The following is a 20,661-nucleotide window of genomic DNA, read 5'->3' as shown; positions in this document are numbered from 1 at the left end:
TCACGATTGGTTTTGCTGGATAATTTGTTGGATAATTTTGGTCGCGCCTGACATATCGACTTGCGGCTGCAGCTGGGCAACAGGTTTGTTGCTAGCGGTCGCGGTAGCCACCTGCGGTTTGCCTTGTTGGTCTCGGCTATCAAGCTCGGCATGCATACTTAGCCCCACGCGTAGCGGATGCTGTTGTAATTCTTTGCTATCGAGTGCAATTCGTACAGGTAGAAGCTGGGTGACTTTAATCCAGTTACCGGTGGCGTTTTGGGCAGGCAAAACCGAGAACGCACTGCCTGTTCCTGCTGATAAGCCAATCACTTTGCCATGATAAATAATCTCTTTACCATATATATCTGATGTTAAATTCACCGCTTGACCTAGGTGAATGTCTTTAATTTGGCTTTCTTTAAAATTGGCATCAACCCACAAATCATGTAACGGCACAATCACCATCAAAGGCGTGCCTGCGCTGATTTTTTGACCTAATTGCACACCGCGTTTGGCAATTTGCCCATCGATGGGTGCTACAATCTGGGTACGGTTGAGATTGAGCCAAGCGGTTTGGATATTTGCTATCGCGGTTTGTACCGCAGGTTGTGATAGCACATCATTTTTACCTAAATTGGCGATTGTCACATTGCGCTGCGCTTCGGCAGTCACAACGGCAGAGCGAGCGGTGGCTTGCTTGGCAACTGCCGCATTGAGCTGGGCTTGGGCTTTTTTGACAGTGTCGGCAGCATGCTGGACTTCTTCTTGCGATACTGCTTGACTTGCCATCAAAGCGGCGCGGCGTTGATAGTCAGATTGTGCGGCAAGCAGCGCAATCTTGGCAGATTCAATTTGTGATTGCACTTCATTCATCGCAGTTTGTGCTTGCGAGATATTGACATCAGCTTGTTGGATGGTTGCGGTTTGGGTTTTATACTGTCTGATTGCTGTGCGCAATTGTGCTTTGGCGGTTTCAAGGGCTAAGCCATTATCCGCTTGGTCTAATGCTACCAAGGTTTGCCCGGCTTTGACCATATCCGTGTCATTGACCCCAATCGCCGTCACCGTCCCCGATATTTGCGCGTTGATTTGTACTTGGTTGCCGCTCACATAGGCGTCTTCGGTACTGACTTGATAGCGCCATTGGTTAACGTATAACCATAACGTCACCGCAGCAATCGCTAAAACAATCAAGGTAAATAACAATAGGTTTTTTTTACGTTTGGATTTGGCGGGGCGTTGGGTTGTGTTATGCGTAGGTTCTAGTGTCGGTACTGGTTCGGGGCTATCATCAACCCCAGTCGGCATGGTTTCAGCCATTTTTTCGTCCTTATCGCTAAACTTGAGTGGCAAAATCTAAAAAATCCGACGGTTGACAGACGGATTTATCCTAGAAAATAGCTCGATTATGTAATTTAATATGCTTAATGGGTGGCAATATAAAACTATCCTAAACAGCCATCAAGCATCAAATAAAACATAAATGTTGCATAAGAATACAGTTAGGTAGATAATGTTGTTTATTGTAAAAATTTTGCGCAATTCGTGCGATTGCTAAAATTTAAAGGCTAAGACATAAAGCGTATGATAAAGAGCGTAAGGATACCAAAAAGCGATGAACGAAAATGATTTACGGGTCATTAAGACTGAACAACATATCGAGCAAGCTTTTCTGGCATTACTGCAGCAGAAACGTTACCGCGCCATCACGGTCCAAGATATTTTAGATACTGCAGCGATTAATCGCTCAACCTTTTATCGTCATTATGCCAGTAAAGAGGCGCTGGCGGAGAAAATGGTGAGTAATTTTCGCCAAGTGTATGAGAAGTTTTTAACTGAACGCTTTAGTGTCGCCAGTCAAGAAAATTTACTGATGTGTTTGGAACAATTTTGGGCGTTTATTCACGCGCAAAAACAACGCATACTGGCTTTTTGGCAAATCAAAACCCCAAATATCCATTTATATGATGATATGTATGCGTTAATCAAACAAAATTATATTGAGCATGCTAAGCGTCATGGACGCCCAGGCGACTTGGAGTTTCAAGGGCATACGTATGCAGGGATTATATTAAATAATTTAAGTTACTGTCTGCAGCAAGACCACCACATATCACTCGAGGATATTCGTAGCAACATACAACTGATGATGCAGACAGTGTCTATACAGTAATCTCTCATCATCATAATCTGCAATAACCTCGATACGCTCATTAGCAGCCAGTTTTAAGCGCTAAAGTCCTCTTTAGGATTTTTTACCGACTAAATCAATCACCCAAAGCTCCGCTTGCGAGCCTAGCCGAAACGGTACTCCCCAAAAACCATACCCCGAGCTTACAATCACATCGGTATTGTTGATACGTTCATAGCCGTAACCCAAACGATTTAAGAATTTGACAATGAAATTGGCAGGAAATATTTGCCCATTATGGGTATGTCCAGACACTTGCAAATCAATCGGTAATTGTACGTTTTGTTCAATCTCATTGGGCTCATGGTCAAGTAAAATTATCGGCTTATCCGTATTTGACGGTATTAAGTCCTTGGTCGCTTTACGATAACTGGCATGATTATCCAGTCGTCCTACCAACCAAAACTGATTATCAACCAACACTTTGTCATCTGCCAATAAGGTAATATTGGCTTTTTGGATCGCATCGCGAATCTCGCCTTCATGCCCATACATGTCATGATTACCTAGTGTGGCATACGCGCCCATTGGCACTGCTCTTGCTAGTTGTTGCAGCGCGGGCTGCATATTTTGCGAGGTATAATAATCAACATTATCATCCATGATATCGCCAGGCATGAGCAGCAGTTGCACGTTCTGTGCTTTTACCATATCGGTTAATCGGTTAATTTGCCGCTCACCGACCATTAGACCCAAATGCAGGTCTGAAACCATCCCAATCCGAATAGGTTTAGCAAGTGGCTGATTGGCAGTCAAGGTGATATGACGAATGGTGGGTGTATAAGCATTATAAATACCCATCAACACCATGCCAAAAAACACCAGCGGCAACAAAATGCGTTCCCCGTAAATTTGATAACTCACGGCATTAAAAAATTGCGGGGCAACTTTCATCAACACCAAATTGATAATGCCCACCGCCACCATCGACATGATGACAAACCACAAAATAGTCAGCCAAGTCATAGACAGCTTAAGCCCAAAGCTCGTCAATCGTGCGATGCCAAATACCAATAACGCATTACTTATCACAAATAGACTAATCATCAAATAGCGAGAAGAGCGATCGGATAACCAAGACCCTGCCCACCACTGCAGCCCCCGCCCCGCGCCATAAGTAAACAATTCAAACAACAATACAATGACGGTCAGAAATATCCAACGCATACCAGCCCCAAATTTTTTATCATAAGTAAAGGTTATATAAAGAATGTTTGTGAATTTACAATGTCGCTTTATCTATTAAAGCCAATCAGTGAATTTGAAAAAATCAATTAATATAATTTGCGCATTAAAAAACCCAACTTACGAGAATAAGTTGGGTTTTTTCGATATCGGCTCATCCGATAACGGTATTGTGGCAGGTTTATTAATTTTTAACAAGCAATAAATTTGCTATAATAACGCTTTTGGCACTTTTAAAAATTATGACTTATTCAACTGCTGTTAATTTATCTGATATGGCGAGCCCTGCCAAAACCCGCGTGATTGTGGGGATGTCAGGGGGCGTTGATTCTTCTGTCACCGCCGTTTTGCTCAAACAAGCAGGCTTTGACGTTGAAGGCTTGTTTATGAAAAACTGGGAAGAAGATGACGGTACCGAGTATTGTACCGCTATGACTGACCTTGCCGACGCGCAATCGGTCGCCGATAAAATCGGCATTAAGCTACATACCGCCAACTTTGCCATGGAATATTGGGATCGCGTATTTGAGCATTTTTTGGCGGAATATAGCGCCGGTCGCACCCCAAATCCTGATATTTTATGCAACAAAGAAGTCAAGTTTAAAGCCTTTTTGGATTATGCGCTAACTTTGGGGGCGGATTATATTGCCACCGGTCACTATGCGCGCCGCGGTTTTAGTGATGAAAATGGCAAAGCGCCACTACTGCGCGGACTTGATAACAATAAAGACCAAAGCTATTTTCTGCACGCGGTGGCAGGCGATAAAATCGCCAAAACCTTGTTCCCTGTGGGTGAGTTAGAAAAATCTGAAGTACGCCGTATTGCTGAGCAGTATGATTTAGCGACTGCGAAGAAAAAAGACTCTACGGGTATTTGCTTTATCGGCGAGCGACGCTTTAAAGACTTTTTACAGCAGTATTTGCCCGCTCAAAAAGGCGATATCTATACCGATGATGGCAAAAAAATCGGCACCCACGATGGCTTAATGTATTACACACTCGGTCAACGTGGGGGTATTGGTATTGGTGGGGTCAAAGATAGAGATGAGGCGCCTTGGTTTGTGTTGCACAAAGACTTGGATAATAATCGCCTGATTGTTGGTCAAGGGCATGACCATCCGATGTTACAATCCACCGAATTGACTGCCTATAAGCTTGACTGGGTGGTTGATGCACCCGCCCAACTGTTTACTGCCCAAGGCTATCGCTGTACCGCCAAAACGCGCTATCGTCAGCCCGATCAAGCCTGTACAGTTTTTGCCCTTGATGAAACGGGTGACACCATAAAAGTGGTGTTTGACGAGCCACAGCGCGCGGTGACACCCGGTCAGTCTTGTGTGTTTTATCGAGATGACATCTGTTTAGGCGGTGGCGTTATTCAAACCATCGATGCCCCTACTAGCCTAGCTGAAGTTTAAAGTTTAAAGTTTAATACACAGTAAGATACAAACAGCGCAAATTGATACCATTTGCGCTTTTTTTATACCCTGTTGATTAAGAAAAGTTTTTTGCGGCTAAGCGTTTATTCCACCCTGCTTTTTTTCGTAGGTAGCCAATTCCCCAGCAGCTTAAATAAATCACAAACGAAATGGTGGTAATATAAGGTGAAATCGGCAGTCCAGGTCCTAACGATAGTAATATCCCGCCGACCCCAGCGATGATGGCAAACAGCATGGACAACAAATAGACATAGATGGGTCTAGCCGTCACTTGACTTGCCGCGGCCGCAGGTGTGATGAGTAACGATAATAGCAGCAATGCACCGACAAACTGCACACTTACCGCCACCACAAGACTCAGCGCAAACATAAACAGCAAAGATAAAAATGTTAAATTCAGATGCTGCGCTTGGGCAACTTGCGGGTCAACTGCGGCAAATAACATGCGCTGACCAAATATGGCAATGATTGACAGTACAATCACCGCAACCACTAACATCGACTGCAATTCAGCGGGCGTGATTGCAACAATTTGCCCGGTTAATAAGCCAAATTTATTGGAGGAGCGCCCTTGATACAAGGATAAAAACAACACCCCCAGCCCAAGCCCGAATGGCAACAAAATACCCACCACTGAGTTGCGGTTTTTGCCATCAATCCCCATGACCCCTAGCACCATGCCAGCCGTCACCGCCCCAATGACGGCACCTAGCGTCACTGAAGACCCTAACCATAAGGCACACGCCGCCCCTGCAAACGACAGCTCTGCTGTCCCATGCACGGCAAACGCCATGTCCCGTGCCTGAACCATCGGTCCCATGAATCCCGCCATCACACCCAACAATACCGCGGCCACGATGGACGTCGACACCAAGGGCAACAGCTCAGCAAAGTTATCAAAATTGATGATGGTATGTAGCCAAGTTGTGAGCAGCATGTAAATTCCAAAAGTTAAAAAACCATCGAATGTGATGGCTTGTTTTTGATTGAAGCAAATAAATTAGCGAAATCGATTGATTAAGTCGACACCACCGAGCTTGGCAGTCGCATTTTCAAGATACACCACTTTATCTACCAAAGGTATAATCGGCTCGAGTTCATGGCTAATCATCAAAATTGCGGTATGATGTGCTTGTTTGCGATGGGCTAAAATATCACTCACCACATACTGGCTTGCCACATCAAGGCTCAGCAGCGGCTCATCCATCAACAAAACATCAGGCTCAGCGACCAAGGCTTGGGCGATACGCATGCGCTGCTGCTCACCACCCGACAGCATGGTAAGTGGTGCATCACAAAATGACTCACCGCCGACTTCCGCAATGGCTTTATCCACCAAGTATTTTTTTTGTTTTGCTGTCTGCCAAAAACCGCCCAAGGTTTTTTTCGGGCTAAATAGACCAAACAAATAATTTTCCCCATCTAGCCCTAGCTGCACCAAGTCCCTACCCCGAATCGGTAGTTTTGGCGCAAAGTCTTTGAGCTGAGGCACATAGCCCACTCGAATATCTTTGCCAAGCGTGATTGAACCACTTGATAGTGGCACAAGTTTGAGTAAACTTCGCAGCAATGTCGTCTTGCCTGTACCGTTGGCGCCGAGCAATGCCACAAATTCACCGGATAAAATCGAAAAATTGACATCCTGCCAGAGCAGACGTTGCCCAAAGTGCATACTGGCATCTTTGACTTGCAAAATGATTTGCTGTGACTGTGGCAGTTTGACAAACGATTGGCAATGAATAGCCTGCGCAAACTGCCGCTCGCTACTGGGTATTTTGGTGGTTGACATGGGCATGGTGGCTACTTCTTCATCCTAACGGCAAGATTAACGACAAGATCCTAAAGGCGAGGATGGTTGATTGGCAATATCACATTGCAAAAAATCTGGGCTAAAAATTAAGCATTATAAGCGATAACCCGCCAACACTATACCCATTAACACAAATTTTTCCCCAAACGCATTTATAGGCAGCCTAAAAGTTTTAGGCTACTATTTTTAGGCTAGTTAAAATTAGCGCGTCGCTGCTGCAAAATCATCCAGGGTTTTTTCAATAAATTGCGTATAGCTTGTCACGCCATCGGGCAGCGTTTCATAGACCGCCACAACTGGGACTGTTGATGCCTTCGCCAATGTGATGAGTTGCTTTGAGGTGGCATCTTCGGTCTGGGCATTGACCACCAACAGGCCGACTTGTTTATTGCTCAGCAGGCTTTTGCTGTCATTGAGCACTTTGACCGATACCCCTGCATCCGTCTCTGATTGCACGACATAAGCTTTTGGCGTCATATCCTTGATGCCCATATCGGCTAGCAAATACCCAGTGACAGGCTCAGTAGCAAAGGCAGTGATGGCTTTTTGCTGTCCGATTTGTTTGGCTTTGACTTTAAGCACATCAATTTGCTGGATAAAGTGTTGGGTATTTTTTGCATAAATTGCTTGATTGGCAGGTGATGTTGCCGCCAATTGCTTGTTGACCGCTTCAGCCACTTTTTTTGCTGTATCAAGGGAGAAAAACACGTGCTCATTGAAGTCACCGTGCGAGTGACTATGTACTTCGCTGTGCACTTCACTGGGCCCCTCACTGAGCACGTGAGGATGATCAGATGGTTGCGGATCAGCGGTCTTTATTTCTTGTTGAGTATCGTGTTGGTGTTGGTCGCTGGCAGGCTCATCTGCCGCATTGTCCGTGTTAGGCGAGAGTCCTGAAAGTGCGACGGCATTAATCACTACAGGTTTGTGACTTACCGACTCAGCTAAGCTCATACCCCAATCATCATAACCGCCACCATTGACCAGCATGACAGCGGATTTAGTGATATTAAGCTTGTCGGTCGCTGTGGCTTGATAATCATGCGGATCTTGTGATAAATCATCGACCCCCACAATCACGTTAACTTTATCTCCCCCGACCGCTTTAGCCACCGAACCCCACACATTGGTGGTGGCATACACCGTGGGTAATTGGGTATCAATAACGGGGTTTGATGAGACTGTTGTAGCTGAGCTATTTGATGCGGATTGATTTGAGGCTGATTGCGTTGAAGGGGATTGATTATCAATTTGCTTTTGGCAGCCTGTTAATCCTCCTAATAGGCTCATCGTCAATGTCACCCCTGCAATCGTGGGGGTTTTTAGTAGCCTTAGTAGTAAAGGTCGGCTAAAAAAAGCATATTTGTTAATCAATGCGTTTATCATGCTGGGTCGCCCAATCAAGTATTGAGAAGATTAAAAATGTTATATTATAACATTTTAATAGTGTTCTCAAGGTAGCTCAATAATTTATGCTGGCTTGGATTTCATCTATCGCACCTTTAAATTCAACTATTTGCGCTGACCTTTTTATCCTCTGTTGCCGTAAAACCACCGACTTCAGGCGGTGGATATAAGGCAACTCCGCAATCATGCTTACACACAGATGGTATTTAGTGCGGTGTATTTTGCTGTTCAATGTACTGGCGGATAATCTCAACTGGAGGACCACCACAACTACCTGCAAAATAACTAGGCGACCACAACGCATCGCCCCATAACTGTTCTTTGATAGACGGATATTCTTTCTTACGCAATAACCGACTAGACACGCCTTTCAAGCTATTCACTAAACTAGAAATAGCCACTTTAGGCGGATAAATCACCAGTAAATGCACATGGTCACTTTCACCGTCAAACTCTACTAGTTGCGCCTCAAACTTTGAACAAACTTTCTCAAAGATAACCTGCATGTCGTCTAAAATCTCTTTAGTGAATACTTTTTTGCGGTATTTAGCCACAAAGACCAAATGCACATGAAGATTGTAAACAACGTGCCTACCAATTCTTAAATCGTTTGACATATATTTAGACCAACTATAGAATATAAAAATCTAATTATACTTGAACCCATGAAAACACTCAAGCTACGCATACGAGATAAACACACAGCAAAGCTTAACCGCCTAAGCGGTTCGGTTAATTTCGTGTGGAATTATGTCAATGATTTGAGTTATAGACACCTACAAAAAACTGGCAAATTCTTTAGTGCTTATGACCTAAACGACTACACCAAAGGTAGCGGTGAGTTACTTGGTTTACATTCTCAAACTATTCAAGCCATCAATGAAACCCACGCCAAATCGCGTCGCCAATCCAAAAAAGCTAAATTGTCATGGCGAACCAACAACCCAAAATCAAAGCGTAAAAACTTAGGTTGGCTACCATTCAAACAATCCGCCATTAAGCACATTGCCACACACCAAACTGGTAAAAAGGGCTTAAAATCTACCTTACAACTATCTTTAGCCAAAGGGCAAAAGCTAGTCATTGATCTATGGGACAGCTACAACCTTAGCCTATATCAAATCAACACGCTGGAAATTGTCCAAGACAGCCGTAACCGTTGGTATGCGTGTATTACCGTCAAACAATACCCTAAAACTACTTGCGGAATGGGTAGCGTTGGGATTGATTTAGGCTTAAAAGACAGTGCCACCGCCTCAAATGGCGATAAACTACAAATCAAGCAAACGCTCAAATATGCCAAAGCGTTAGCCACCGCCCAACGTGCCAAAAACAAACAGCGTGTCAAAGCGATCCATGCCAAAATCAAACATACACGGCAAGACCTAATCCACAAATTCACCACCCAATTAGTCAAAAATAACGCCCTAATCGTGGTAGGTGACGTTAAAACCACCCAATTTAACAGTAAAAAAGGCAAACTAGCCAAATCGGTTTACGATGCAGGTTGGTTTGAACTCAAAAGGCAACTGAATTACAAATGCGAGAACGCAGGTTGTCGTTTTGAAATCGTATCAGAGCGATACACTACCCAAACTTGTTCGTGTTGCGGTCAAATAGACAGCAACAGTCCGAAAGGTAGAGCAGGTTTGCGAATAAGAGAATGGACTTGTGCAACGTGTGGCACACGGCATGATAGAGATATTAACGCCAGTAAGAACATTCTTGCGGTTGGGCTTAACCGTCTTGTAGAAGGAATCCCCTCACTTTAGGGAGGGGAGGAAGTCAAGCCATAATAAATTCATCACATTGCTGTATGGTTCACAGGCAAATCGGTTGTTATTTTCTACGCTTTACGCCTGTCAGCACTTTTTGTATGACCCACTCTCACAGGATGTTTTTATGAAACTATTTTTCGCGCCTTGTCTGGTACTTGCCAGTATATTGGGCACAACATTTGCCTACGCAGCCTCCATGCCATTGGATACCAATGCCCGCTTTAAACTAGGGTTAAACGCGTCAATCAACAATTACGCGTACGACAAGGACAATGATGTTACGATAATGCCACAGGCATTTTATGACAACAATCGACTCTACATTGAAGGCAGTGAAGCAGGTTATTATCCCTACAAAGACGCACAAAACGAATGGCGATTAACCGCAAGCTACGATAGCCGTTCATTTGATCCAGACGATGCGAGCACAGCGGCTTTAAAAGGACTTGATGAGCGTAAATGGTCTGCTATGGTAGGTACAAGCTATATGCGCATCACCCCGTATGGTGGCTTTAAAGCGCAAGTGGAAACTGATGCATTAGGTCGCAGTGATGGTACTAGCGCAAAAGTGGCGCACTTGAGCAGATTTAAAGCAATGGACGATAAAATCACCATTTACCCTGAGTTAGGACTGCAGTGGTACAATGACAAGTACAATAATTATTACTTTGGTGTTTCTGAGCAAGAATCGCTACGCACAGGAATAACAGGGATAAAAGCTTATAACGCTGATAGTAGCGTTACCCCCTATGTCAATGTCAGTGCCAGTTACGCCATTTCGCCACGTTGGAGTGCGTTTATCAGTCAGCATTTAGAGTATTTGAGCGATGAGCAAAAAGACAGCCCACTGGTTGATAATCGTGTCGATAGCAAAACTAAAATTGGCTTTAACTATCAGTTTTAATGCCTAGCTTACCCATAAATAGCTGCCCATAAAAAGCGCAAATTGTTTGATTTGCGCTTTTTTTCTTTATAAGAAAGGGTTATTCACTTCGTCCACGTGCGATGCTTGCTGCTGTTGCGTGGCAGATTTTTCTAGCGTTTGCGCTTGATGGGCTTCTAAATATGCAATGATTTGGCTCAACACATCTTGCAATTGTCTTGCCGTGGCTAAACTTTGTTTATCCAACGTAAAGGTCGCACTGCCATAGAGATTGACTTGCTCTCCTTGATTCTCAAGGGTAAATTCGCCCAATCCGACGCTTTGGCTATCATTTTGAAATGGTTTAAAAGCACTCATCTTTTTCCCCTGTTTAGTTGCTGATTTGCTAGTTTTTGACTTGCTAATTACTGCTTGTGGTTATGGTGCAATAGTCGCTACATTGCTTGGCAAACTGGGAAATGCATTGACCCCGGTGCGTTTTTTAAGGGTGCTTAGGCTAATTTTTTCAACGGTTCCGCTATCATCATTCGGGCTAAAAAATGCCATCGCTTGATGTTGTGATGGCAAATATACCGCTTTAAAAAAATGCGATGGCACCAGCACACGATTTTTTAGCCGTTTGACTTCCGGTGTTAGAAATGCCACCCCTGTCACCACATAAGCTGAGCCGTATTGGTTGGTCAGGTTGCGAGTTTGTGTTTCAATTTTTACCCAAGTTTTACGGTTGTTGTCAGGTGTTTGTGGGGCAATATTGGCTAAACTAAAGCTATCAAATTGTGAGTCCGTGTTTGCCATATCAGCATTGGGCGCTAAATGCCCTCTGTCAAATCCGGTACGGGTATAATCGCTCAATAAGCTACGCACCTCGGTTGGCAGGCGAGTTTCTTCATGAAAGTTATCCTCTCTGACCAAGGTTTTGGCAGCCGTTATTCGTTGTCGTGTTAAATGCTCAGCGACCCAAATCGGGGTTTTGGTGACACCCGAATACATCACCGCGAAGCCATTAAAGCACAGGGGGTAGGTTTTTTGCGATAGCTTAGCAGTAATTGTCGGCTGGGTTTTCTCCAAAAACTCGCTGGCGCATTTTTGTAGCGCCTTGTCTAGCGAACGCGTGGTGAGTGCTTGGGTATCTGGGTTCGCTTGGGTGTTAGGAATAGTGGCAGGGGTATTAATAGTATTGCTATCGGGCTTGGCGGTTGAGGGCGCAACACTACAACCTGTCAAATACAGCAAGCCAACGCTTATGGCTGATAAGATGGCAGTATGGCTAACAAAATGGGTTTGAACTATCATGAGTGACCTTAAACAAAGAAAAAATAAAAAATGATGCAATGACGACAATGGTATGGTTTGGGCTAAAGTGTCAGATAACGTAGTTTAAAGCTCGGTTTAAAACTTCTTGGTTATTTTATAAGTTTTTTTAGTGGAATACGCAAATATTTACTGGCAGTGATAGCAGTTTTTTGAAATGTTTTTTGGCTAATATTGCGTTGACTACTTTTATCCCAATATTTTCCCATCAACAATTGCTTCAGTTCTGATAAAATACACCTTTTGTCGTTAGTAAATTCTCTATGAGTACATCAACCACACCACAAAACGCCGTCGTCTTACTCTCGGGCGGGCTAGATTCCGTGACTTGCCTTTACTGGGCAAAAGCCAATTATGCCAACGTCACAGCGGTAAGCTTTAACTACGGTCAGCGCCACAATAGCGAACTTAATGCCGCCAAAAAAATCGCTGTGACTGCCCAAGTCAACCATCGTATTATCGATATTGATTTGGCACAATTAGGTGGCTCAGCGTTGACCGATGCTTCGCTGGTGGTACCCGATGCCAAACAAACAGATTTTAGCGATAATCAGCATAATGACAGCATTCCAATTACCTATGTACCCGCGCGTAATACCATCTTTTTGTCATATGCGCTGGCATTGGCAGAGGTGACACAGTCTAATGCCATTGTGATTGGCGTCAATGCAGTCGATTACTCAGGCTATCCTGACTGTCGTCCTGAATATATTGCAGCCTTTGAAAAGATGGCAAATCTCGCTACCAAAGCTGGTGTGATGGGCAATCCTCTCCACATTGCAACGCCATTGTTGCATTTAAGTAAAGCAGAAATCATTAAGCTCGGGGTATCGCTGGGGGTGGATTATGCATTGACCGTCTCATGCTACCGCGCAGATAGCGAAGGACGCGCCTGCGGACACTGCGATAGCTGTTATCTACGTCAGCAAGGTTTTTTACAAGCTGAAATAGATGACTCAACGATTTATCAGTAATCTATCATCATCAAATCCTGCCAGCTTTATTGCGTCAACGGTAAAGCTAGCCATTGTACGATTGAACACCTGCTGTTCTATACTGCTGTCTCTTATGAGGATAAACTATGAAACATTCAGCCATCGTGACCCTATTTGCTAGCATGGTTTTGCCGTTTGCCGCACATGCCGCCAACCCACAATACGTCAATGCTTGCGCCACCCAAATGACCGATAAACACATCACTGATGCCGCTTCTGCAAAAAAAGTATGTACTTGTGTGGTAGATGAACAAGCAAAAATCACCCAAGCGCAAAAAAATGAGCTTGATACCTGGGTAAAAAGTGGCAAAGATGTTCGCCAAAACAAAACTTTCCAAACTATCAGTGCGCGTATGAAAGCGTGTGGCAACGGCGTTAAATTTAATAAAGCCCGTCCCTAATCGGCTACAATCAAGTCCATAATCGATAGAGCCGCGCCACCAGACCAGTTGTTTACTGGTCTTTTTTTGTTTTGTCGCATGAAGAAGTTTGTACTCAATCTGGCTTTCTGATATTGTTAATTCAATTTTTGCTTGGGAAATGCCCATGACTCAACTACCCAATTTTTTGGTCACCACGGTTGAAGCGGATACCAGCGGTCATTCTACAAATAAGCCGCAATTTATCCAGCGTCAAATCAACCTGCAAGACTACGCAAAGCAGTCAGATAAAGGTTTGATTGTGTATTTTTATCCAAAAGACAACACCTCAGGCTGTAGTGGGCAAGCGCAAGATTTTAGCCAGCATTTGACCCAATTGCAGCAGCTTGGCTACCAAGTGATTGGCGTATCAAGAGATAGTGTCAAAAGCCATGAAAAATTTATCGCCAACCAACAGATTAATTTTGCACTGGTGAGTGATACCGATGAACAGCTTTGCCAATATTTTGGCATCATTGCTGAAAAAAAATTGTACGGTAAAGTCAGCCTTGGCGTGGTGCGTTCAACGTTAATTTTCGATAACGCAGGCAAACTGGTTCATGAGATGCGCAATGTCCGCGCCAAGGGGCATATGGATAAATTACTTGCGATATTGCCCACCCTTTAACCCAAACTAACCTAAATTAACCCAAACGCCTTATTTTATTTTGATTTTTTGACTCGAGATCACTCATTGTATGTCCGTGAACCAATTTTTTAAAAATATCTATCACGACTTGTATTATGACGTCTATAAAGCAGTCGGTGGTTCGCTCGAAGACGAAGCGGTTAATTGGCCGCTGTATCTCTCCAAACTTGCCAGCACAGGCATCAAAATTATGGTGCTGTTGGCAATTTTGGGCGTGGTCTATCGGTTAAGTTTATTGCTCATCAATTCTGCCCGTTTTATCGCCAAAGACAGTAAATACAGCCAATCGCTAAGGCTCATCGCACGGTTGATGTGGTTGTTTTCAAGTTTGCTTGCGGTGATGAGTCAGCTTAATTTTGAACCTGAGACAGTCAAAGCCACTGCCAAAGCCGGTATTTGGTCAGTGATTTTTTATATGGCGTGGTACAACCTCGGCTATTTGATGCAAAAAATGCTCAAAAATTATGGGCTAAACGCGTCGATTGAACAACTACTGCACAATTTGTTGTCCATGCTCATCATCGTATTATGGATTGCCTCGGTGATGTCGCAGTTTGGTTTTGATATTGTGTCTGTGGTCGCAGGTCTTGGAATTGCAGGTATCGCAGTGGGTTTTGCGGCACAAGCCACACTTGCCAACTTTATTGCCGGTATCACCATTTTGATTGAGCAGTCATTTCAAGTCGGTGATTGGGTCAGCATCAATGAAAAAGAAGGCAAAGTGGTGCAAATCGCCCTGCGCACTACCCAAATTTTGACCCGTGACAATATCACCGTGATTTTCCCCAATTCAACCGTTGCTTCAGCCGAAGTCATTAATTTAACTGCCAAAAATCTGATTCGTTTTGATATTGAAGTGCGTATCGCGTTGGAAGCGGATATCGAAACTGCTCGCGCTATCATTCTCGATATTTTAGCCAACACCAAAGAGGTATTAGAGCGTCCTGCGCCCACGGCGACAGTGGATAAAATTGGCGATTTTGGGGTGTTTTTTATCGTGCGGTTTTGGGTCAATCCGCCACACGTATCTCGAATGCCATTTATCAAAGAAAATCTACGCGAACAAATCAAAGTAGCACTCGATGATGCCGGCATTGCCACACCTTACCCTCATATGCAGCTTTTAATGCCAAGCGCAATGCCAAGCGAAGCAGCCCCATCGGTAAAAACTTGCCCATAATTTCAGACATTCTGTCATTTGTCCTTTGCTAATCATGCTAAAATACGCCATTAATCAACTTTGACTTTTTTTGGCAGTATTTATGACAGACAGCAATACAACGCCCGTTGGGCAAACTTTTCACATTGTCATCACTTGTGCCGATGGGCTAGAGATTCCCCTGCAAACTGAGCTGGCAAGCTTTGGTATAGATACACAAATTGAGCGCACGGGTCGGCTGATGGCGACATTGACGCTAGCGCAGATTTATCAAGTTTGTCTATGGTCTCGTGTGGCATCGCGGGTATTGTTACCACTGGGCAAAAAGAACATCAATCCCGAGTACGATATTGCAGAACAGCTCTATACCTTTGCCAAAACTGTCAAATGGACCCAGTTATTTGATTTGGAGCAGACCTTTGCGATTCGTTTGACCCTAGATAAGCGCGTACAAGCCAACCAGCAATTCACCATGCTGCGCGTTAAAGATGCGATTGCTGACCAATTTAATGAGCAGTTCGGTCGTCGCCCCAATGTCGATAAAAACCCCGATTTTGGCATTGTCGCTACGGTGGGTGACAAACAAGCTGAATTGTATTTAGACTTATCAGGTACCAGTTTGCACCGCCGTGGTTATCGTGCTGCGATGACTGAAGCGCCACTCAAAGAAAACTTGGCGGCTGCCCTACTCTATAGCGTGAATTTTCACACCACCCAATTTGACAGTATTGTCGACCCGATGTGCGGCTCAGGCACGCTGATTATTGAAGCCTTGCTGATGAGCGCAGATTATGCCGTAGGACTGGATAAAGCCGATAGCCAATTTGGGTTTTATGCATGGCAACATCATGATACTGCCCTTTGGGAGGCTATGGTGCAAGACGCGCAAACCCGTTTTCATCATCGCCTAAATGCCATGGCAAATGGCGAGATGCCCGCGGTATTTGCTTTTGATATGGACTCAGGCGCGGTTCGAGCCACGCATAAAAATTTAATCGCCGCAGGTTTGACGCCTATCATCAACCGTATTACCTTGCAGCAGCGCTCACTGGCGACCCTTAATTTGGCACTAGAAAAACAAGTCAATGGCTGGGTCAATCCCCTGTTTATCACCAATCCACCCTATGGTGAGCGTCTGGGTGAAGAAGAATTGATTAAACCCTTGTATCAAGGCTTGGGAAAAAAATTACAAGCCCTGTTTGCAGACAGCCCTGCCAAAGTGACTTTGGGTGTCCTCGCTGCCAAAGTTGAACAAGCCGACGTACTACCCCTTGCCGAGCCAAAAACCCTACGCTGTCATAACGGTGCTATCACCGTTTATTTTCGTTATGGTGAGCTGTTAAAGAGCAAAGATACACCGTTGATTACGCGTTTTGAAAAGCGTGAAATCGCTGTAGAAGAAGGTCAAGATTTTATCAATCGACTACAAAAAAATCTTGCCAATCTGCGTAAGCTGGCTCACAAACAAGCCGTGACCAATCTGCGGGTGTATGATGCCGATTTGCCCGACTTTAAAGTAGCAGTGGATGTATATGGCGAATTTGTGCATGTGCAAGAATATGCTGCCCCCAAATCAATCCCGTTAGAAACCGCCAAAAAACGCTTTAATCTAGCGCTGCATGGCGTGCGTGAAGCCTTACAAGTGAACCGTGAGCAAGTGTTTATCAAAACCCGCGCCCGCCAATCGGGCAATGAGCAGTATGAGAAAAAAGCCAATTCGGGTAAATTCCATGTGGTCAGCGAGCCAACCGCCAACAACCAACGGGCGTATTTTTTGGTGAACTTTAGCGATTATTTGGATACGGGGTTGTTCCTTGACCATCGCAGCCTCCGAAAAATTATCGCAGAAAACGCACGCGGTAAAACGGTGCTTAATCTGTTTGCTTATACTTGTACTGCCAGCGTTCATGCGGCATTGGGCGGGGCAAAAGCGGTGACATCGGTGGATTTATCACAAAACTATCTGGATTGGGGACGCAAAAATTTTGCCCTAAACGGCTTGCCAGATTTGCCAAGCTACCAGTTTATTGCCCAAGATATTTTTGAATGGATTAAAAGCAATACTGAGCAGTACGATGTGATTTTTATCGATCCGCCGACTTTTTCTAATTCCAAGAAATTTCAAGGTACGTTTGATGTGCAGCGCGACCACGTACCGCTCATCAACCGTGCCATGAATCGCCTATCCTCTGATGGCGTGTTGTATTTTTCCAATAACTTTACCAAATTTGTGCTAGATGACGAAATCAACAACCGTTATCACGTTGAAGAAATGACCAACCAAACCATCGGCTTTGATTTTGATAGTAAACGCCCTATTCACCAGTCATGGGCGATTCGCCACAAATAATTTGCCAATAAAAAAGCGATGACTCGTATTAGCCATCGCTTTTTTTGATGAGTTCGGTTATTTTGCCAGAGTCTTGGTTTCAATCACACTATCAAGCTGATAAAGGTTGCCATAGCCTTTGGTATCGGTGGGCGGTGTGCGATAGCGAGTCAAGCGTAAAACCCGCTGTGCGCTTTCGTCATGACGATAACCCATGATAGGCGCATCGAGAAGATACCATTGACCCACCGCTGTCTTTAATCCCTGAGCGTCATAATTGATGTCACGCACTTCTAGGCATTTTCTATCCGTTACCTTATCGCAATACTGCCATTTGGGCTTGACCTCCAAAAATACGGTTTCCCCTTTGCCGTATTTTACTTCAGGCTTTAATTTACCTACCCACTGAAGCCAGCTACCATCAGCCGTGGTTTGCCACAATACTGCATCTACTTGAGTTTCCATTATTTGTAGCTCACTTGGGCTTTGCATCTGTTTAGCAAGCCATTGTTCCGGTGCTTGCAATTCACCACAACCCATTAAAGTACTAATACCTATACCGATGGGTTGCATGGTATTTTTGCTTAGGCTATATTGATTTGATAATTGGTTACAGCCTACATTATAGGTTATGTGATTTTGGTTAAAGTTTAGCGTGACTTTGCCATTCTGTGTTTGCAAGTATGAACCATTCCACGTAATCGGATCTGTGCTATTGATATTGTTAAGCTGCCAATCATAACTCTGTAAAGAATTAGTGGTGGGGGTAGAGCCGATAAAGATGGGCAGCTGCACGTACGGCACTCTTTCAATAGGTGCTGATAGGTTAGTATTCACCGTTTGGCAACCCGTCAGGGCAAGCATTAGCAATGCGCTGGTTTTAAAGCCGCCTTTAACTTGATTGTTTATCATTGTTTATATCCATTATTAGACCATTAATCGAAGTTTAGCCAAATATTTATGGTTACTCAGCATCCGTTCTGTAAATTTAGTTCAGTACCTTTAAGTTTAGTTGAGTATCTTTAATGGGAGAGTTGGCATAAAAAAACCCAGTCAAGCGACTAGGTTTTTGATTTTAAACTTAACATAAACAGTCTTAACATAAACAGTTATTTATTCGGTTGTGGCGTGGTGCGCAGATAAGGCTTGATTTCTTTATGACCTTTTGGGAATTTCGCCGCGATTTCTTCATTTTTGACGCTCGGCGGGATAATCACATCGTCCCCGTCTTGCCACTCAACTGGGGTTGCAATGCCATAATTATCTGACAATTGCAAGGCATCAATCACCCGTAAAATTTCATTGAAGTTACGACCTACGGCGGCTGGGTAAGTGAAAGTTAACCGCAGTTTATGCTGTGGATCGATAATGAATACACTACGAACCGTGTGCGTGGTTGACGCGTTTGGGTGAATCATGTCGTAAGCTTCCGATACTTTTTTATCGGCGTCTGCAATGATGGGGAAATTCACCTCGCAGCCTTGGGTTTCTGAGATATCGCCTGCCCAAGCTTTGTGATCTTCGACGCTATCGACTGATAATGCGATCGGTTTGACATGGCGCTTTTTGAATTCATCACCCAATGATGCCGTGCGTCCTAACTCCGTGGTACAAACTGGGGTAAAGTCTGCCGGATGTGAGAATAAAACCACCCAGTTATCACCTTGCCAATCGTAAAAATTGATATTGCCTTCGGTGGTTTGTGCGTCAAAATTTGGTGCCGTGTCGCCAATTCGTAATTGTGCCATCGCTGACTCCTTATGATTTGATTTGATCTGATTTGATTAATAATATGTGGTTATTGTTTGATATCGGTCTATCACAGAGACTCAGCAAAATTTTAACAGATTTTAAATTCATCAATAATGACTTTTTGCGAATCTTTGTTTCTAAAAAGTCATAAGCGCGCTACGATTGACTGTTTTATAGTGGAGGTTTTAATCAAATTTCGCGGTCTTTAAAAACCGCGCAACCACGTTAAACTGCCCAGTGGTGGTATCTTCTTCATACATGGCTTGGCGAAACGCATTGGAATTGGCAATGCCTGAGGTATACCAAGCAATATGTTTACGAGCGATACGACACCCCGAGTATTCACCATAAAACGCATAAATCTCTTGCAAATGGCTTAATACAATCTCTTTTAACTCATCCATTGTTGGACTGGGCAAGACTTCACCGGTCTTTAAATAATGCGCAATGTCGCGAAAAATCCAAGGCTGTCCTTGCCCTGCTCGCCCAATCATAATGCCATCAGCGCCTGTTTGTTCATATACTTGTTTGGCTTTTTGCGGGCTGTCGATATCCCCATTGACAATAACAGGAATGGTGAGAAGATTTTTGACCTCTTTAATTAACTCATAGCGAGCGCTGCCCAAATATTTATCTTCCCGGGTGCGTCCATGTATCACAATCATGGCGATACCTGCCTCTTCTGCCATTTGTGCGACACGCAAAATATTTTCTTCGCCATTGGCATAGCCTAGACGGGTTTTTAGCGTGACTGGCACATCCACTGCATTGACCGTGGCATCCAATAGTCGCTTGACCAAGTCTTCATCTTTGAGTAGCGCTGAACCAGCAAGCTTTTTGCAAACTTTTTTTGCCGGACAACCCATATTGATATCGACAATTTGCGCCCCATTGGCAACTTGATAGCGAGCCGCTTCGGCGATTTTTTCTGGGTCAGACCCAGCGATTTGCGCAGAAATAGGCGCGATTTCACCCTCAAAATTGGCACGATACAGCGTTTTGTGATGGGCAAATAGCGTGGCATCAGAGGTCATCATCTCTGACACAGCATGCCCTGCGCCAAAGGACTTAGCCAGCATGCGAAAAGGCTTATCAGTGACGCCTGCCATCGGGGCAACGATGATGCGGTTGGCGATGGTCTGGTCGCCGATATTGAGGGGAGTGAGCAATGGATGGTTGGACATAAAAAAACCAATGATGGGCTCAAAAATGGGGGAACATTATAACTTTTAATGGAAGTGGTTATTGGCATTTTTATGCCTAATCATGATAATTCTTATTATCGCTATTTGATTCGTCGCTATTTGATTTGTCGATATTTTACCCATTTAGCGATGCCAATTTGGGCAATATATGAGAGGTAAAGATATTG

20 protein-coding genes are annotated in these 20,661 nt (G+C 44.1%); 9 read left to right on the top strand and 11 right to left on the bottom strand.

The features are described from left to right. Entirely contained in the window at positions 1-1,302 is a 1,302-nt protein-coding gene (locus tag ACAM37_RS04535; RefSeq protein WP_369626704.1) for an HlyD family efflux transporter periplasmic adaptor subunit, read from the bottom strand. 295 nt (positions 1,303-1,597) lie between these two features. Here ACAM37_RS04535 and ACAM37_RS04530 point away from each other — a divergent pair, with 295 nt between their 5' ends. Continuing rightward, entirely contained in the window at positions 1,598-2,155 is a 558-nt protein-coding gene (locus ACAM37_RS04530) for a TetR/AcrR family transcriptional regulator (protein ID WP_096488966.1), read from the top strand. Between the two features lie 72 nt (positions 2,156-2,227). Here ACAM37_RS04530 and ACAM37_RS04525 read toward each other — a convergent pair whose 3' ends face one another. Beyond that, the gene (locus ACAM37_RS04525) at positions 2,228-3,340 is read right to left on the bottom strand and encodes a metallophosphoesterase (protein WP_312175957.1); all 1,113 of its coding nucleotides are present in this window, start codon (positions 3,338-3,340) and stop codon (positions 2,228-2,230) included. A gap of 260 nt (positions 3,341-3,600) precedes the next feature. Here ACAM37_RS04525 and mnmA point away from each other — a divergent pair, with 260 nt between their 5' ends. Further along, entirely contained in the window at positions 3,601-4,776 is a 1,176-nt protein-coding gene (mnmA, locus tag ACAM37_RS04520; RefSeq protein WP_369626703.1) for a tRNA 2-thiouridine(34) synthase MnmA, read from the top strand. A 76-nt stretch (positions 4,777-4,852) separates the two neighbouring features. Here mnmA and ACAM37_RS04515 read toward each other — a convergent pair whose 3' ends face one another. The 4 genes from ACAM37_RS04515 to tnpA form a co-directional block, all read right to left on the bottom strand. After that, positions 4,853-5,734, bottom strand: coding sequence for a metal ABC transporter permease (locus tag ACAM37_RS04515; RefSeq protein ID WP_282849560.1), 882 nt, complete (start codon positions 5,732-5,734; stop codon positions 4,853-4,855). A 63-nt stretch (positions 5,735-5,797) separates the two neighbouring features. Then, a complete protein-coding gene (locus tag ACAM37_RS04510; RefSeq protein WP_369626702.1) occupies positions 5,798-6,592 on the bottom strand; it encodes a metal ABC transporter ATP-binding protein in 795 nt (264 codons plus the stop codon). 216 nt (positions 6,593-6,808) lie between these two features. Next, positions 6,809-7,993, bottom strand: coding sequence for a metal ABC transporter solute-binding protein, Zn/Mn family (locus tag ACAM37_RS04505; protein WP_369626701.1), 1,185 nt, complete (start codon positions 7,991-7,993; stop codon positions 6,809-6,811). 227 nt (positions 7,994-8,220) lie between these two features. Then, a complete protein-coding gene (gene tnpA / locus ACAM37_RS04500; protein ID WP_144917722.1) occupies positions 8,221-8,631 on the bottom strand; it encodes an IS200/IS605 family transposase in 411 nt (136 codons plus the stop codon). A 48-nt stretch (positions 8,632-8,679) separates the two neighbouring features. Between tnpA and ACAM37_RS04495 the strand changes: the two genes are divergently transcribed. Both ACAM37_RS04495 and ACAM37_RS04490 read left to right on the top strand, forming a co-directional pair. Then, a complete protein-coding gene (locus ACAM37_RS04495) occupies positions 8,680-9,786 on the top strand; it encodes an RNA-guided endonuclease InsQ/TnpB family protein (RefSeq protein WP_369626700.1) in 1,107 nt (368 codons plus the stop codon). Between the two features lie 130 nt (positions 9,787-9,916). Beyond that, positions 9,917-10,696: a MipA/OmpV family protein gene (locus ACAM37_RS04490; protein ID WP_369626699.1), complete on the top strand. Its 780-nt coding sequence runs from the start codon at positions 9,917-9,919 to the stop codon at positions 10,694-10,696. Positions 10,697-10,762: 66 nt separating this feature from the next. Here the strand turns inward: ACAM37_RS04490 and ACAM37_RS04485 are convergent, their stop codons facing one another. Together ACAM37_RS04485 and ACAM37_RS04480 are read right to left on the bottom strand one after the other, a co-directional pair. After that, the gene (locus ACAM37_RS04485) at positions 10,763-11,032 is read right to left on the bottom strand and encodes a hypothetical protein (RefSeq protein ID WP_369626698.1); all 270 of its coding nucleotides are present in this window, start codon (positions 11,030-11,032) and stop codon (positions 10,763-10,765) included. Positions 11,033-11,092: 60 nt separating this feature from the next. Then, positions 11,093-11,968 carry a DNA/RNA non-specific endonuclease gene (locus tag ACAM37_RS04480; RefSeq protein ID WP_369626697.1) on the bottom strand — a complete coding sequence of 292 codons (876 nt, stop codon included), beginning with the start codon at positions 11,966-11,968 and terminating at the stop codon, positions 11,093-11,095. Between the two features lie 281 nt (positions 11,969-12,249). Here ACAM37_RS04480 and queC point away from each other — a divergent pair, with 281 nt between their 5' ends. The 5 genes from queC to rlmKL all read left to right on the top strand — a co-directional run bounded on the left by queC (position 12,250) and on the right by rlmKL (position 17,558). Further along, positions 12,250-12,960, top strand: coding sequence for a 7-cyano-7-deazaguanine synthase QueC (gene queC, locus ACAM37_RS04475; RefSeq protein ID WP_369626696.1), 711 nt, complete (start codon positions 12,250-12,252; stop codon positions 12,958-12,960). 107 nt (positions 12,961-13,067) lie between these two features. Beyond that, positions 13,068-13,382, top strand: coding sequence for a hypothetical protein (locus tag ACAM37_RS04470; protein ID WP_096488976.1), 315 nt, complete (start codon positions 13,068-13,070; stop codon positions 13,380-13,382). Between the two features lie 145 nt (positions 13,383-13,527). Next, the gene (locus ACAM37_RS04465) at positions 13,528-14,028 is read left to right on the top strand and encodes a peroxiredoxin (RefSeq protein ID WP_369626695.1); all 501 of its coding nucleotides are present in this window, start codon (positions 13,528-13,530) and stop codon (positions 14,026-14,028) included. 70 nt (positions 14,029-14,098) lie between these two features. Further along, complete coding sequence (locus tag ACAM37_RS04460) at positions 14,099-15,229, top strand: mechanosensitive ion channel family protein (protein ID WP_369626694.1); 1,131 nt, start codon at positions 14,099-14,101, stop codon at positions 15,227-15,229. Positions 15,230-15,311: 82 nt separating this feature from the next. Next, the gene (gene rlmKL / locus ACAM37_RS04455) at positions 15,312-17,558 is read left to right on the top strand and encodes a bifunctional 23S rRNA (guanine(2069)-N(7))-methyltransferase RlmK/23S rRNA (guanine(2445)-N(2))-methyltransferase RlmL (protein WP_369626693.1); all 2,247 of its coding nucleotides are present in this window, start codon (positions 15,312-15,314) and stop codon (positions 17,556-17,558) included. A 57-nt stretch (positions 17,559-17,615) separates the two neighbouring features. Here rlmKL and ACAM37_RS04450 read toward each other — a convergent pair whose 3' ends face one another. The 3 genes from ACAM37_RS04450 to dusB form a co-directional block, all read right to left on the bottom strand. Next, a complete protein-coding gene (locus ACAM37_RS04450) occupies positions 17,616-18,449 on the bottom strand; it encodes an META domain-containing protein (protein ID WP_369129151.1) in 834 nt (277 codons plus the stop codon). Positions 18,450-18,646: 197 nt separating this feature from the next. Next, positions 18,647-19,285, bottom strand: coding sequence for a peroxiredoxin (locus ACAM37_RS04445; RefSeq protein ID WP_007115366.1), 639 nt, complete (start codon positions 19,283-19,285; stop codon positions 18,647-18,649). Positions 19,286-19,474: 189 nt separating this feature from the next. Continuing rightward, a complete protein-coding gene (dusB, locus tag ACAM37_RS04440; RefSeq protein WP_369626692.1) occupies positions 19,475-20,473 on the bottom strand; it encodes a tRNA dihydrouridine synthase DusB in 999 nt (332 codons plus the stop codon). Positions 20,474-20,661: the final 188 nt, after the last annotated feature.

It is taken from the genome of Moraxella sp. K23, from assembly GCF_041154765.1.
Lineage (GTDB): Bacteria > Pseudomonadota > Gammaproteobacteria > Pseudomonadales > Moraxellaceae > Faucicola > Faucicola tetraodonis.
This window is presented reverse-complemented; position numbering and strand designations above follow the sequence as displayed.

Excerpts from the sequence above, each read along its gene's own strand:
- ACAM37_RS04445 (WP_007115366.1), bottom strand. The coding sequence starts at position 19,285 with ATGGCACAATTACGAATTGGCGACACGGCACCAAATTTTGACGCACAA.
- ACAM37_RS04465 (WP_369626695.1), top strand. The coding sequence starts at position 13,528 with ATGACTCAACTACCCAATTTTTTGGTCACCACGGTTGAAGCGGATACC.
- ACAM37_RS04485 (WP_369626698.1), bottom strand. The coding sequence starts at position 11,032 with ATGAGTGCTTTTAAACCATTTCAAAATGATAGCCAAAGCGTCGGATTG.
- ACAM37_RS04460 (WP_369626694.1), top strand. The coding sequence starts at position 14,099 with ATGTCCGTGAACCAATTTTTTAAAAATATCTATCACGACTTGTATTAT.
- ACAM37_RS04490 (WP_369626699.1), top strand. The coding sequence starts at position 9,917 with ATGAAACTATTTTTCGCGCCTTGTCTGGTACTTGCCAGTATATTGGGC.
- queC (WP_369626696.1), top strand. The coding sequence starts at position 12,250 with ATGAGTACATCAACCACACCACAAAACGCCGTCGTCTTACTCTCGGGC.
- ACAM37_RS04525 (WP_312175957.1), bottom strand. The coding sequence starts at position 3,340 with ATGCGTTGGATATTTCTGACCGTCATTGTATTGTTGTTTGAATTGTTT.
- ACAM37_RS04495 (WP_369626700.1), top strand. The coding sequence starts at position 8,680 with ATGAAAACACTCAAGCTACGCATACGAGATAAACACACAGCAAAGCTT.
- ACAM37_RS04480 (WP_369626697.1), bottom strand. The coding sequence starts at position 11,968 with ATGATAGTTCAAACCCATTTTGTTAGCCATACTGCCATCTTATCAGCC.
- rlmKL (WP_369626693.1), top strand. The coding sequence starts at position 15,312 with ATGACAGACAGCAATACAACGCCCGTTGGGCAAACTTTTCACATTGTC.
- tnpA (WP_144917722.1), bottom strand. The coding sequence starts at position 8,631 with ATGTCAAACGATTTAAGAATTGGTAGGCACGTTGTTTACAATCTTCAT.
- ACAM37_RS04535 (WP_369626704.1), bottom strand. The coding sequence starts at position 1,302 with ATGGCTGAAACCATGCCGACTGGGGTTGATGATAGCCCCGAACCAGTA.
- ACAM37_RS04510 (WP_369626702.1), bottom strand. The coding sequence starts at position 6,592 with ATGCCCATGTCAACCACCAAAATACCCAGTAGCGAGCGGCAGTTTGCG.
- ACAM37_RS04515 (WP_282849560.1), bottom strand. The coding sequence starts at position 5,734 with ATGCTGCTCACAACTTGGCTACATACCATCATCAATTTTGATAACTTT.
- ACAM37_RS04450 (WP_369129151.1), bottom strand. The coding sequence starts at position 18,449 with ATGATAAACAATCAAGTTAAAGGCGGCTTTAAAACCAGCGCATTGCTA.
- mnmA (WP_369626703.1), top strand. The coding sequence starts at position 3,601 with ATGACTTATTCAACTGCTGTTAATTTATCTGATATGGCGAGCCCTGCC.
- dusB (WP_369626692.1), bottom strand. The coding sequence starts at position 20,473 with ATGTCCAACCATCCATTGCTCACTCCCCTCAATATCGGCGACCAGACC.
- ACAM37_RS04505 (WP_369626701.1), bottom strand. The coding sequence starts at position 7,993 with ATGATAAACGCATTGATTAACAAATATGCTTTTTTTAGCCGACCTTTA.
- ACAM37_RS04530 (WP_096488966.1), top strand. The coding sequence starts at position 1,598 with ATGAACGAAAATGATTTACGGGTCATTAAGACTGAACAACATATCGAG.
- ACAM37_RS04470 (WP_096488976.1), top strand. The coding sequence starts at position 13,068 with ATGAAACATTCAGCCATCGTGACCCTATTTGCTAGCATGGTTTTGCCG.